This is a genomic window from Dyella sp. C9 (genome assembly GCF_003332825.1).
Lineage (GTDB): Bacteria > Pseudomonadota > Gammaproteobacteria > Xanthomonadales > Rhodanobacteraceae > Dyella.
The window spans coordinates 48,359-60,607 of sequence record NZ_QIRF01000001.1; the positions used below are offsets into that span (position 1 = coordinate 48,359).

Sequence of the window (12,249 nt, forward strand, 5' to 3'; positions counted from 1 at the left end):
ATACAGCTCTCCAGTGGGGACGGGGTGACGGGGCACGATGACGCCTGCTGCGTGAACGTGCCGCCTGCATGCGTTGGGAGCGCATCATGCGCCAGCCGTACGGGCGGATAAACGCATCAAAAGGGAAATCACTGTAAAGTTCTAATTGACAATGACGTGAATGGACAGGTGCATGGCAGGCGAGGTCAATCTCAACCGGCTCGCGGTATTCGTGGCGCTGGTGCGCGCCGGATCGTTCACCGCCGCCGCCGAGGCGCTGGGCATGACCAAGGCGATGGTGAGCCAGCACATCGCGCGGCTGGAGCGCGAACTGGGTGTGACACTGCTGTTGCGCAGTACGCGGCGCATGACGCTGACCGAGGCAGGCACGGCGTTTCACGCCGCCTGCGTGCGCATACTCGATGAGGCGGCCGCGGCGATCGAGCAGGTGGGACGCAACCAGGAGATGCCGAGCGGCACGCTGCGACTGACCGCCACGGGCGACTACGGCACCGCCGTGGTGGCGCCGGCGCTGGCGGAATTCATGCGCACGCATCCGCAGATACAGGTGGACCTGTCGCTGACCGATCACGTGAGCGACCTGATCGCCGAGCGCTTCGACCTGGCCATACGCATGGGGCGACTGCGCGATTCCAACCTGCGCTCGGCGCGACTGGGTGGATTCCGCCAGTTGCTGGTGGCCGCTCCTGCGTATCTGGCCCGCCACGGTGGGCCGCGCACGCTGGCGGAGCTTGCCGGCCACGACTGGGTGTCGCTGGCCCTGCTGTCTTCGCCGCTGCGCTGGACGTTCACTGCCCCCGATGGCTCGCGCCGCACGGTGCGCATGCGCCAGGTGGCCCAGGCCAACAACGTGGCGGCGGCGCATGCACTGGTTTCGCATGGCGCCGGCATCAGCGTGTTGCCTGATTACCTGGTGACCGACGACGTGCGCGAGGGACGCCTGGTGGTGGTGCTGGCGCAATACAGCCTGCCCGAGTGCGGCATCTATGCGGTGTACTCCGGCCGCCAGCCACCGGCCAAGGTACGTGCCTTCATCGACCACATGCGCGCCTGGCTGGGTACGCCCGATGCCTGAAGCGTTCAGCCCTGGAACATGAAGAACAGGTAGGCAACGAACAGCATCAGGTGCACCGCGCCCTGCAGCACGTTGGTGTGCCCGCTGGAGAAGGTCACCAGGCACAGCGTGAAGGTGAGCAGGAACAGCACCAGGTCGGTGTGCTGCAGCCCGAGCACGATCGGGTGCGCGGTGAGGTGGCTGATCAGCAGGATCGCCGGGATGGTGAGGCCGATGGTGGACAACACCGAGCCGAGGAAGATGTTGACCGAGCGCTGCAGGTGGTTGCCGTGCGCCGCGCGTACCGCACCGATCGCCTCGGGCGTGGCCACCAGCACGGCCATGCACAGGCCGGCGAGCGCGGCGGGTTCCTGCAGCGTCTCCACGACATAGTCGACCGGGTGGGCAAGCTGCTCGGCGAGATAGACCACCGGAACCATGTAGGCCAGCAGCAGGACCGCATGCAGCACGGTGCGAGCAGCGCCGCCATGCAGGCCCAGTGAGGTTTCCTCCTCGTCCTCGGTGGCGAAGTACGCGCGATGCCGCCGCGTCTGCAGCACGAGGAAGGCGATGTACAGGCCCATCGAGATCACCGCGATGAAGGTCTCCTGCGACGGCGACAGCGTGGGGCCCGGCGTGGTGGTGGTGAAATCGGGCATCACCAGCGCGAGGATGCCCAGCGGGATCACCACGCCCAGGTAGGCGTTGGCGCCCTGCAGGTTGTAGTGCTGCTCGCGATGTCGCCAGCCGCCGGTCAACAGGGAAAGTCCCACCATGCCGTTGAGCACGATCATGGTGACGGCAAACAAGGTGTCGCGCGCCAGCGTGGGGTTGTTCGCACCGTGCAGCATGATCGCGGTGATGCTGATCACCTCGATGGCCGTGATCGAGAGCGTGAGCACCAGCGTGCCATAGGGCTCGCCCAGCAGTTCGCCAAGGCGTTCGGCGTGTCGCACGACCGACAGCGCGGAGCCCAGGATCGCTGCGAACAGCCATACGAAGACCAGGGCCAGCCAGCTCATGCAGTCCAGCCCGGAGAGCAGGCGCTGGCCGAAGCAGAGGAAGGCCAGCGAGGTGGCCACGCTGATGGCGAGGAACCATTCGGCCCTGAGCAGCGCGGGCACTCGGCTGGACTTCATCGCTGGCACCCCATGCGGCGCGGCGGACGCCGGCTTGATCGGCCCGACGTACTCTAAATCGCGGCGCCGGCATGGCGAAGGCCGCCGTTTGGCGTATGCCGCCGCAAAAAACTGCGGCTTATTCCACCACGCTGTGGCTTTCGGCGGTGCCCAGCAGTTCGGGTTGGCTCGGCTTGCCGCGTTGGCGGGTCAGCAACGGATGGGCGAATACCGCCGCGAGGATCACCGCGACGCCTGCATAGAACCAGATGTCCAGTTGGCGCTGCTCACCCAGCAGCACGATGGCAAGCACGATCGCGTAGACCGGCTCCAGGTTGGTCACCATCTGCGTGCCGAACGCGCTCAGGTGGCGCAGCGCCACCAGGGCCAGCGCGAACGGCAGCAGGGTGCAGCCGAACGAGAGCAGGGTGAGCAGCGCGGCATCGTGCAGGCTCGGCAGCACGAAGGCCGGCCCCGCATGCGGCAGCAGCGGGGCGAGCAGGGTGAGGAACAGCGTGCCCGTGCCCAGTTCCACGAACGTGACGGTGAGTGGGTCCGCGTGTTCGACCAGGCGCTTGTTGAGCGAGCTGAACAAGGCCACCAGTAACGCCGATAGCGCGCCCACGGCGATGCCGGCGCGCATGTCCACCGGCACGCCACCTACCACCATCGCGACGCCAGGCACCACCGCCACGCCAATCAGCAGCTCGCGCGGATCGAACCTGCGCTTGGCGATCCACGGCTCGAGCAGCGAGAGGAACACTGGCCCCAGCGCGATGCAGGTGGCGCCCACCGAGGCATTGGCCAGCTTGATCGCCGCGTAGAAGGTCAGCCAGTGCAGCGACACCACCACGCCGATGCCGGCATAGGCCCAGCGCAGGCGCACCGGCATGGCCCTGAGGCCGCGCCATACCTTGGGCATCAGCAGCAGCGCGACCGTCACCAGCAGCATGCGCCACCACACCAGCGGCAGGGCGGGCAGGGTGATCAGCTTGCCGAGGATGGCGGTGAAGCCCCATAGCAGTACGCAGAAGTGGATCTGCCAGCGGGCTTTGGCGACGGGTTGCATGGACGGGCACGAGGAAAAGGGAGCGCCGCATTCTAATGGCCGGCGCTTCGTGGCGGGTGGTTTCAGCGTGCGCCGGTGGCGGGTTTCGCCGGGGCCGGTACCGGCCGGGCTTTCGACGGACCGCGCATCTGCTCCAGCACGGTGGTGCAGGTGTTGTCCGGCTGGCCCTTGCTGGTGGCCACCAGCGGCAGCAGCGCCGCCACCGGCGCGGCCAGCACGCCCAGGGCGACCGCGCCGCCACCGCGCAGGATCAGCGGCCCCGGCTGCACGCCCACGTCGGGATTCTTCAGCGTGCCCTTGACGTAAAGCGGCGAGCGCAGCGAGAAGATGCGCACACCCTTGGCGTCCGGACGAACATCCAGGTTCAACTGCTCGTTGGCAAAGTTGACCGTGCCGTCCACGGTGATGGTCGCGTCCTCGGTGTCGAGCACGAACAGGTTGGTCTGGAACAGTCCATCGGTGGCGGTGAGGTCGGAGGCGGCGCAGTTGATCTTCACCGTCTTGTCGCCGAACAGCTTGCCGATGACCACGTTGGCGACATTGAGGCCCGCGGTCTCCAGCAGGGTCTTGCTGATCGCGCCATCGTTCATCAGTAGCTTCACCTCGCCGGTGGCCGTGCCCAGCAGCGCGCTCACCGAATTGCCGCGCGCATCCAGCGCGGCATCGCCGTTGATCTCGCCCAGGCTGGTGCGCATCGGCTCGAGGGCGGGAAACAGCTGCTTGAGCTTGAGATGGCGTGCCTTGAGCCTGATCGCGCCCTGCAGGGGCGTGCGGCTGCCGTCCAGGCGCAGGTTGCTGTCGACCTTGCCGCCGGCCAGGTCGAACGACAGCGGGTCGAGCGTCAGTACGCCGGCATCGAGCACGAGGTGGGTGGACAGCGCGTCGATCGGCAACGCCGCCTCGCGCACGATGTGCGCCGCACTGAACTGCACGTCGGCATCCATCGCGCGCCAACGATCGGTGCGGAACGGCTCCACCGGCAGCACCTTGCCGGACGGCTGCGGCGTGGCATCGCCGCGCTGTTGCTTCTGTGCGTTGGAACCGGCGCCGATCAGCGGACCCAGGTCCACGAAGCGCAGCGTGCTGGAGCGTGCCTGGCCACTCAGTTTCGGACGTGGACCGGCCGTGTCGAAGGCCAGGTCGCCGGCAACGTCGCTGCCGCCGATGCGTCCACGGAAGTGCTCGTAGGTGAAATGGCTGTCGCCTCGCTTGAGTGTCGCCTTCAGGTGGCCCTCGGTAGCGTACGGTGGCGTGTCGGGCAGGGTGATGCCGGTCAGCGGATAGAGCTTGGCCATGTTGCTGCCGGAGAACCACAGCCGGATATCCAGCGCCGCCAGGTGCAGCGGATCGGTGAGCGTGCCGACCAGCGCGATATGGCTGTCGCCCACGAACACATCGGCCTGCACCGGGAACGGCTGGTCGGTCTGCTGCAGGGCGAGCACCGCGCCGATCTTGCCCTTGCCCCTGGTCGTGGCGCCCTGGTAACTGCCTTCGGCCTGCCATGCGAACTGGTAGGGAATGCGGGTGCCACGTGGTTGAGCCTGGTTCTCCTTCGCCGACGCGGCCAGCGCGTTGCGTGCCCCTGCGCCCACGATACGCGTGGCCTGATCGCGGGCCTCCGATGATTGCTGGGCGACGATGTCCTCATAGGCCACGGCATGTTGCAACGGCTCCACCGCCACCTCCAGCTTCACCTTGTTGCTGGCGTCGTCGAGCGCGATATGTCCGCGGTCGAAACCGATCGCGCGCAGGTCCAGCGTCCAGGCCGAGGGCTCGGTGTTGCTGGCAAACGTGAAGTCCCAGGTGGCGTGGCCCTGTGCGTCGCGCTCCAGGTCGATGCGTGGATGCACCAGGTAGAGCGTGGGTATCTCGACGCGATGAAGCAGCAGGGGCAGGGGTGCCAGCCGGAAACGCAGCGCATCGAGCTGGGCGAACTGCGGCTGCGCCGCCCAGTCGGGGTTGGCGATGGTGATATCGCGCGCCTCCAGTGTCGGCCAGGGCACCAGCCCGGCAAGGCCGCTTTCCCCCGGCTGGCGTGACCAACCCACGTGCAGGTCACCGTTGATGGTGAAGGGGCGTCCGATGGTCTGGCTCACGCGAGCGTCGATGGTCGGCTTTAACCGGTTCCAGTCGAACGTGGCGATCACGACCAGCAACACCACGATCAACAGCAGCACGATGGCCAGCGGCATGTAGACGAACCATGTCAGCCTGCTTCTGCGCCAGGGCATGACGATCTCCGGCAGGACCGGCCGAGGCCGGTCGTTGCCTTACGTCTTAGCCGTGCAAGTGGCAAATTTTCGTGGTGAAAACGTGCTTGGCTCAGGCGAAGTTCATCCGCTCACTCTTCGTCGACAGTGCCTTCGGCCTTCCAGTAGCCGGTGGCACGCACCCATTCCTTGGGCACACCCAACTCGTCGGTGAGGTACTGGCGCATGCGGCGCGCACGACCGGATTCAGCGGCGATCCACCAGAAGGTGTCGCCCGGCAGCTGAGGCAAGCGTTCCAGCGCCTGCTCCAACAGGCGACTGTTGGCGGCGTCCTGGCCCTCGCGTTCGAACCAGGTGAGCTCGATGTCGGCACGTGAGCTCAGTGCCTGTCGATCAGCGCTGCCTGGAATTTCCACCAGTGCAATGGCGTGCATGCCATACGGCATTTCGTCCAGCCAGCGGCCGATCGCGGGGAGCGCAGTCTCGTCGCCGACCAGCACGTAATGGTCGAAATCGTTGGCCACGATGAATGATCCACGCGGGCCACCCGCACCGATGTGCTGGCCAGGCTGCGCTTGTGCGGCCCAGGTGGCGGCGGGGCCGTCGCCATGCAGCACGAAGTCCACGGTGAGTTCGTTGAACTCGTCGTCGTAGCGGCGCGGGGTGTAGTCACGCATCGGCGAAGGTTGCTCGCCTTCGGGGAATTCCAGGCGACCCTGGCCCGGCGTCGGCAGCACCAGCTTGCCGTCGTCGTTGGGGAAGAACAGCTTCACGTGGTCGTCCGGCGACGCGCTGAGGAAGCCGCGCAGGGCCTCGCCGCCGAAGACGATGCGTTGCATGTAGGGGGACAGTCGTTCCACGCGCAGTACTTCGATCTGGCGAAGGACTACGGTGTGGCGCTGCATTTGATGGGCATGACGGGTCATGGGGAGTCTCGCGTTGGGGGCGCGCGGGGCGCTCAGTGCTCGGGTGGGGTGGCAATCGATTGGGCGACATCGTCCAGCAGCGCGGCGACACGGCGTGCCTCGGCGGTATTCCATGCCTTGCCGCGTGTCATCAGCGCGTGTTTGAGCTCGTGCATGGCCTGCCGCACCACGGGCGGCAGGGCCATCTTGGCGGCGGTGCGCGCGGCGTGGCGTGTACGCAGCGTCATGGCCTCGACGGCGTCCTGGTTGTCGGCCAGGAAGGCGTGGCCGGCCTCGGTCATGGCATAGCGCTTGCGGTTGCCGTGGGCCTGCTCAACCTGAATCTGGCCCAGCTCTTCCAGCAGGGTCAGGGTGGGGTAGATGGCGCCGGGGCTGGGCGTGTAGTGGCCATGGAACATCTCGCCGATCAGGCGGATCAGCTCGTAACCGTGGCGCGGCTGCTGCTCGATCAGGGCCAGCAGCAGCAGGCGCAAGTCGCCATGGCCGAGCAGGCGACTGCCGCCGCGGGGCGTGTTGTGGGTGCTGTCGGAGGACGGGGTCATGGACTATTTCGATATATCGATCTAAAAACGATATATCGAAATTGGTGGCCGTCGCAAGTGCAAGGGGCGGCGCCCCTGCCTTGGGCTTTTCTGCAGGAGCGCACCCTGCGCGCGATTCATCGGAGCGAAGAGCGTTCGCGCAGAGGGTGCGCTTTTACAGGGATCGGCTCTGCTTGGGATACTTCGCAGCACACGTGAAAACAAAAACGCCGGCACAAGGCCGGCGTCGTGGGTGCATGGCGGGCGTCGCCGGATCAGGGCTTGGCCGCAGCCTCGCGCACCGGGATGTTCACGCTGCACAGGTCGATCTTGCCGGCCGGGTTGCGATAGAAATCGTCGCGGCGGTTGCGCTTGGCCTCGATCAGCGCGGCGAAGGTGGCGCTGTCGGTGCGCAGCACCTCGATCGTGGGGCGCTGCACCGGCGGCAATGCCGAAGCCAGCTGTACCGTGCGGATCGGCAGGCGCTGCTCGGGCTTTTCATAGAAGCCCAGCGGACCGGTGCCGCGCGGCAGGCCGGACAGGTATTCCATGCCCTTGAGCACGCGGCCGACCACGGCGAGGTTGCGGTCCAGCCCGCGCGGGGCCTGGCCGATCACCACGTAGAGCGCGCTGCCGTTGCCGGTGTCGGGCTCGTTGTCGCGGCCCACGCCGACCATGCCGTAGCAGTGGGTGAGCCACTCCTGGCCCAGGGTGGCATCGCGGCCCACCGGGAAACCTTCGGAGAAGCCCACTTCCGATGCATAGACATCGCCGTCGGGCAGCGCCGTGAACGGCAATGTGGGATCGAGCGGACGCGTGTATTCCGGCGGCAGCTTGGCCTTGGCGGTGCCGAGCGGGCGCAGCTTGCTCTTGTTGCCGTCATCGTCGTCCTCCGGGTCGCCCCACTGGGTGACGAAGTTGTCCTGCACGCGAACCACGGCGAGCCCGTCGAAGTAGTGCTCGCGCACCAGGGTGCGGATGTTGGCGGCGTGCAGCGGGGTGAAATCCGGCGCAAGCTCGATCAGCACCTGTCCCTGCGGCAGCTGCATCACGATCAGGTTGTCCGGTGCGGGCGTGCGCCACTCCTGCGGTTGCGACTTGGCCAGCAGTTCCTTTGGCGTTGGCGTATGCGCGGGCGTGGCGTCGCCGGCGGCTTGCGCAAGGGCGGGCAGGGCGAGTGCAAGGGCCAGGGCGGTGGCAAGGCAGTGACGCAGCATAGATTCCCCCATTCGATGAAAGGACCACGTTACCAGAGCAGGACCTGCACGTGACCGCGACGATCGGCATGGTGTGATGCAGCGGTACGACCGACCGGTCGGCGCGACAGGTGATCGAGATGCGATGCGGGATGTGTGCCGTTGCCGCGCTGGCCTTGGCCCTTGGCGTGATACCTGCCGCGGCGGCCGCATCGACGGTCACCGTGCTGAAGGACGCTCGCCTGATCGACGGCACCGGTACGCCACCGCGCGAACACACCACCCTGGTCATCGAGGGCGAGCGCATCACCGCCGTGGGGCCGGCCTCGATGGCGACACCTGCGGGTGCGCAAGTGGTCGATCTCGCCGGCAAGACAGTGATGCCCGGCCTGATCAGCGATCACTCGCATCTGGGCCTGGTGGATGGCACGCGTGCCGATGGCGCCAACGCGACGGTGGCCAACATCGAGCGTCAGCTGCGCCAGTTCGAGGCCTATGGCGTGACCACGGTGATGTCGCTGGGACTCAACGGGCCGGTGTTCTACCAGCTGAGGCCGCAGGCCCATGCGGGCACGCTGGCGGGCAGCGACATGTTCGGCGCCGATCGCGGCATTGGCGTCGAGGGCGGCGCGCCGCCGGTGAAGGTGCAGCCCGACCAGCTCTATCGCCCCGACACGCCGGAACAGGCGCGCCAGGACGTGCGCGAGATGGCCGCGCGGCACACCGACCTGGTGAAGCTGTGGCTGGACGATTTCCACGGCACGCTGCCAGCCAGGATGAGCCCCGAGGTCTACAAGGCGGTGATCGACGAGGCGCATGCGCAGCACCTGCGCGTGGCCGCGCACGTGTATTACCTCGAAGACGCCAAGCGCCTGGTGGCCGATGGCGTGGACATCCTCGCCCATGGCGTACGCGACCGGCCGGTGGACCAGGCCTTCATCGACGCGATGAAGGTGCACGGCACCTGGTACATCCCCACGCTGGGGCTGGACGAGTCGTTCTACTTGTTTGCCGAACAGCCACAACTGCTGGACCAGCCTTTCGTGGCGCACGCCCTGCAGCCGCCGTTGCGGCAACAACTGGCCAGCCCGGACTGGCGGCAGGCCACGCTGGCCAAAAGCGCCGACATCGCCACCAACAGGCAATCGCTGGCCACCAACGAGCACAACCTCAAGACGCTTTACGACGCCGGGGGGAAGATCGGCTTCGGCACCGATTCGGGCGCTACGCCGCTGCGCGTGCCGGGTTTTGCCGAACACCGGGAGCTGAAGCTGCTCACCGACGCCGGCCTCACGCCGCTGCAGGCGATCCAGTTGGCGACGCAGAGCGCGGCCGGCCTGCTGGGCCTGTCCGACCGGGGCGTGCTGGCACCCGGCAAGCGGGCGGATTTCGTGGTGCTGGCGGATGACCCCACGCAGGACATCGGCGCGGTGGACCGGATTGACGCGGTATGGCACCGGGGGCGTGAGGTCAGCGGCGCGGTGACGGCGTTCCAACCCTAGCGGAGTCTCGCCCGTCAAGCCTGCCCGCACCGGGGGGCGAGGTGAGCAGCGGCCCGTGGGTATCGGCCCGACGGCGATGCATGCGGCACCGGCGCCGCGCTTTCTCTACAATGCGCGCCCCCAATTTGTACCGCTGCTATCCGATGGACATTGTCGTCAACGAAGAACTCAAGGCCTATATCGACCCGCTGACGGCCGAGGAATACGAATCGCTGGAGCGCAGCTTGCTCGCGGAAGGCTGCCGCGACGCGCTGGTGCTGTGGGGCGACGTGCTGGTGGACGGCCACAACCGCTACGGCATCTGCCAGAAGCATGGCCTGCCGTTCCAGACCGTGCAGAACACCCGCTTCCGGTCCATGCAAGACGTGCACCTGTGGATGATCGAGCAGCACCTGGGACGCCGCAGCGTGTCCGATTTCCAGCGTGGCGTGCTGGCCCTGCGCAAGCGCGAGATCCTCGCCGCGCGCCGTGAACAGGCCAAGCCGCAGGCTGCCGCCCCTGCGCCGGCGGCTGAGGCCGAAGAGGACAACGCCACGCCCGAGCCGGCATCCACCGAAGCGCGGGTCGAACCGCGCACCAAGCCCGTGCCACTGCCCAGTCGCCAGGCCATCGCGCGCGAGGCGCGCCTGAGCAGCAGCCAGGTGACGGCGATCGAGAAGATCCACAAGCAGGCCACGCCCGAAGTGGTGGCAGCGGTGAAATCCGGCGAGCTGTCGATCAATGCCGCCGCGGTGGTGGCCAGCCTGCCGGAAGAAGAGCAGCGCGCCGCCGCCATGGGTGGCCGCGACGAGCTCAAGCAGGTGGCCAAGCGCGTGCGCGAAAGCCGCCGCAAGCCGCCGAAGGAGGGGGGCTCGCCGGATGCGGCCGTGGAGGAGGATGTACCGACCCTGCGTCGCCGCGTCGCCGAACTCACCGCCCAGGTGGAAGAACTGACCAAGGACAACGATGCGTTGCGCCAGCAGCTGGCGCGTTTCCAGCATCCGGTCGACGACTGACCGCGGTTGCGCTCAGTCCAGCGCGCCGGCGCCAAGGCGGGTGTCGGTGCGGTGCTCCACGGCGGCCTGCAGCGCAATGCCCAGGCCGCGCACCACGTCTTCCTGGCTCATGCTGGGCGCCTGCGGCAGGCGCGCCGCCTGCACCGGCAGGTAGGGAATGTGGATGAAGCCCGCGCGCGCGCCCTGGCGCCGGGTGGCGTGGTGCAGCATGAGATAGGCCACGTGGTTGCACACGTAGGTGCCGGCGGTGTTGGAGATCTCGGCGGGCAGGCCCTGCGCCTGCAGGGCGGCAAGCATGGCCTTGATCGGCAAGGTGCTGAAGTAGGCTGCGGGGCCTTCCGATAGCACCGGTTCGTCGATGGGCTGCGCGCCCGCGTTGTCGGGAAGGCGCGCGTCCTGCACGTTGATGGCCACGCGTTCGATCGACAGCCGGCTGCGCCCGCCGGCCTGGCCCACGCCGAGCAGGATCACCGGTTCGATGTCCTGCACGGCCAGCGCCAGTTCGCGCTGGGCGTCGGCAAAGATGGTGGGCAGCAGCCGTGCCACCACGCGGTGGTCGCCGACGTGCCGGCCGTCCAGCGCGCGCACTGCCTCCCACGACGGGTTGATGTCCTCGTTGCCGAAGGGGGTGAAGCCGGTCAGCAGGATGCGTGGTGTCTTGCTCATGGTGGATGCTCGCTACGGGCTGCTCAGCGGAAGACCAGCAGCCACATCATCAGGAAGGTGACAACGAAAATGCACGCCGCGCTCCACGCCTGCGCGCGGATCACGCCATAGGGGCTGCGCAGCTCCAGCAGTGCCGCCGGTACCAGGTTGTAGTCGGCCGCCATGGGCGTGAGCAAGGTGCCGCAGTAGCCGCACAGCATGCCCATCGAGCCGAGGATGGCCGGGTGGGCCCCGTACTGGTGCACCAGCAATGGCAGGCCGATACCGGCCATCATCACCGGGAACGCGGCGAAGGCGTTGCCCATGATCACCGTGAACAGCACCATGCCCAATGCGAACACCAGCAGGCAGGCGAACGCGTTGCCGCTGGGCAATACCGCATTGGCCAGCGCGGAAATGGCCGCGCCCACGCCGCTCTGGGTGAAGACTTCGCCGAGCGCGGCCAGCAGCAACGGCAGCAGCGCGGCCCAGCCGATCGCATCGAGCAGCCGGCGTCCCTGCGCAAGGCCGTCGCGCAATGGCGAGCGCGTTACCCACGCCGCCGCGCAAAGCGCCACTACGCAGGCCAGTGCGAGACCGGTGAGCGTCATCTGCTGGGGCGCGAATACCGCGTGGCCGGCGATCGACAGGTGCGCGCCAAACAACGCCACCAGCAGCGTCACCAGCGGGATCAGCACGGCGGGCATGAACAGTCGATGCCCGAGCCGGATCGCCGATTGCATGCGCTGTTCGGCGCTGCCGGTGTCGGCCTGCGCGTGGCGACGCAGCCGAGGTGCCAGCAGGGCCAATGCGATCACTGTCAGGCCTGCGCCTTGCGCGGGCAGCGGATGGCCCGCCGCCTGCTGCGCCAGCACGTAGTCGCCGCCGCCGAACAGCAGGCCCAGCAACCCCCAGAACGCGCTGCGCCAGCCGTGGCCCTCGCGCAGGTTGCGCCAGGCGGTGAACAGCAGGAACAGGGCGATCAGCCAGTAGGCGTATTGGATGCGCAGCAT

11 protein-coding genes are annotated in these 12,249 nt (G+C 67.6%); 3 read left to right on the forward strand and 8 right to left on the reverse strand.

The window, feature by feature from the left end:
- Window positions 1–172: 172 nt before the first annotated feature.
- Window positions 173–1,075 (forward strand): LysR family transcriptional regulator, encoded by a 903-nt coding sequence (locus DVU99_RS00260; protein ID WP_114238203.1) that lies wholly within the window; start codon window positions 173–175, stop codon window positions 1,073–1,075.
- Between the two features lie 5 nt (window positions 1,076–1,080).
- On the opposite strand, the gene DVU99_RS00265 is transcribed toward DVU99_RS00260, so the two are convergent.
- The 6 genes from DVU99_RS00265 to DVU99_RS00290 all read right to left on the reverse strand — a co-directional run bounded on the left by DVU99_RS00265 (window position 1,081) and on the right by DVU99_RS00290 (window position 8,115).
- The gene (locus DVU99_RS00265; RefSeq protein WP_114238204.1) at window positions 1,081–2,193 is read right to left on the reverse strand and encodes a calcium:proton antiporter; all 1,113 of its coding nucleotides are present in this window, start codon (window positions 2,191–2,193) and stop codon (window positions 1,081–1,083) included.
- A gap of 118 nt (window positions 2,194–2,311) precedes the next feature.
- Window positions 2,312–3,241: a DMT family transporter gene (locus DVU99_RS00270; RefSeq protein ID WP_114238205.1), complete on the reverse strand. Its 930-nt coding sequence runs from the start codon at window positions 3,239–3,241 to the stop codon at window positions 2,312–2,314.
- A 62-nt stretch (window positions 3,242–3,303) separates the two neighbouring features.
- Window positions 3,304–5,472 carry an AsmA family protein gene (locus DVU99_RS00275; protein ID WP_232823392.1) on the reverse strand — a complete coding sequence of 723 codons (2,169 nt, stop codon included), beginning with the start codon at window positions 5,470–5,472 and terminating at the stop codon, window positions 3,304–3,306.
- A gap of 110 nt (window positions 5,473–5,582) precedes the next feature.
- Window positions 5,583–6,377: a siderophore-interacting protein gene (locus DVU99_RS00280; protein ID WP_114238207.1), complete on the reverse strand. Its 795-nt coding sequence runs from the start codon at window positions 6,375–6,377 to the stop codon at window positions 5,583–5,585.
- 32 nt (window positions 6,378–6,409) lie between these two features.
- The gene (locus DVU99_RS00285; RefSeq protein ID WP_114238208.1) at window positions 6,410–6,919 is read right to left on the reverse strand and encodes a PadR family transcriptional regulator; all 510 of its coding nucleotides are present in this window, start codon (window positions 6,917–6,919) and stop codon (window positions 6,410–6,412) included.
- Window positions 6,920–7,173: 254 nt separating this feature from the next.
- Window positions 7,174–8,115: a peptidylprolyl isomerase gene (locus DVU99_RS00290; RefSeq protein WP_114238209.1), complete on the reverse strand. Its 942-nt coding sequence runs from the start codon at window positions 8,113–8,115 to the stop codon at window positions 7,174–7,176.
- A 131-nt stretch (window positions 8,116–8,246) separates the two neighbouring features.
- Here DVU99_RS00290 and DVU99_RS00295 point away from each other — a divergent pair, with 131 nt between their 5' ends.
- Together DVU99_RS00295 and DVU99_RS00300 are read left to right on the forward strand one after the other, a co-directional pair.
- Window positions 8,247–9,596: an amidohydrolase family protein gene (locus DVU99_RS00295; protein WP_232823393.1), complete on the forward strand. Its 1,350-nt coding sequence runs from the start codon at window positions 8,247–8,249 to the stop codon at window positions 9,594–9,596.
- Between the two features lie 143 nt (window positions 9,597–9,739).
- The gene (locus tag DVU99_RS00300; RefSeq protein WP_114238210.1) at window positions 9,740–10,591 is read left to right on the forward strand and encodes a plasmid replication/partition related protein; all 852 of its coding nucleotides are present in this window, start codon (window positions 9,740–9,742) and stop codon (window positions 10,589–10,591) included.
- Window positions 10,592–10,603: 12 nt separating this feature from the next.
- Here DVU99_RS00300 and pcp read toward each other — a convergent pair whose 3' ends face one another.
- Complete coding sequence (gene pcp, locus DVU99_RS00305; protein ID WP_114238211.1) at window positions 10,604–11,257, reverse strand: pyroglutamyl-peptidase I; 654 nt, start codon at window positions 11,255–11,257, stop codon at window positions 10,604–10,606.
- Window positions 11,258–11,280: 23 nt separating this feature from the next.
- Window positions 11,281–12,249, reverse strand: coding sequence for a 5-oxoproline transporter, DUF979 family subunit (locus DVU99_RS00310; RefSeq protein ID WP_114238212.1), 969 nt, complete (start codon window positions 12,247–12,249; stop codon window positions 11,281–11,283).

Coding starts and splice junctions, on each gene's coding strand:
- DVU99_RS00260 (WP_114238203.1), top strand. CDS start 173: ATGGCAGGCGAGGTCAATCTCAACCGGCTCGCGGTATTCGTGGCGCTG.
- DVU99_RS00265 (WP_114238204.1), bottom strand. CDS start 2,193: ATGAAGTCCAGCCGAGTGCCCGCGCTGCTCAGGGCCGAATGGTTCCTC.
- DVU99_RS00270 (WP_114238205.1), bottom strand. CDS start 3,241: ATGCAACCCGTCGCCAAAGCCCGCTGGCAGATCCACTTCTGCGTACTG.
- DVU99_RS00275 (WP_232823392.1), bottom strand. CDS start 5,472: ATGCCCTGGCGCAGAAGCAGGCTGACATGGTTCGTCTACATGCCGCTG.
- DVU99_RS00280 (WP_114238207.1), bottom strand. CDS start 6,377: ATGACCCGTCATGCCCATCAAATGCAGCGCCACACCGTAGTCCTTCGC.
- DVU99_RS00285 (WP_114238208.1), bottom strand. CDS start 6,919: ATGACCCCGTCCTCCGACAGCACCCACAACACGCCCCGCGGCGGCAGT.
- DVU99_RS00290 (WP_114238209.1), bottom strand. CDS start 8,115: ATGCTGCGTCACTGCCTTGCCACCGCCCTGGCCCTTGCACTCGCCCTG.
- DVU99_RS00295 (WP_232823393.1), top strand. CDS start 8,247: ATGTGTGCCGTTGCCGCGCTGGCCTTGGCCCTTGGCGTGATACCTGCC.
- DVU99_RS00300 (WP_114238210.1), top strand. CDS start 9,740: ATGGACATTGTCGTCAACGAAGAACTCAAGGCCTATATCGACCCGCTG.
- pcp (WP_114238211.1), bottom strand. CDS start 11,257: ATGAGCAAGACACCACGCATCCTGCTGACCGGCTTCACCCCCTTCGGC.
- DVU99_RS00310 (WP_114238212.1), bottom strand. CDS start 12,249: ATGCTGCGCATCCAATACGCCTACTGGCTGATCGCCCTGTTCCTGCTG.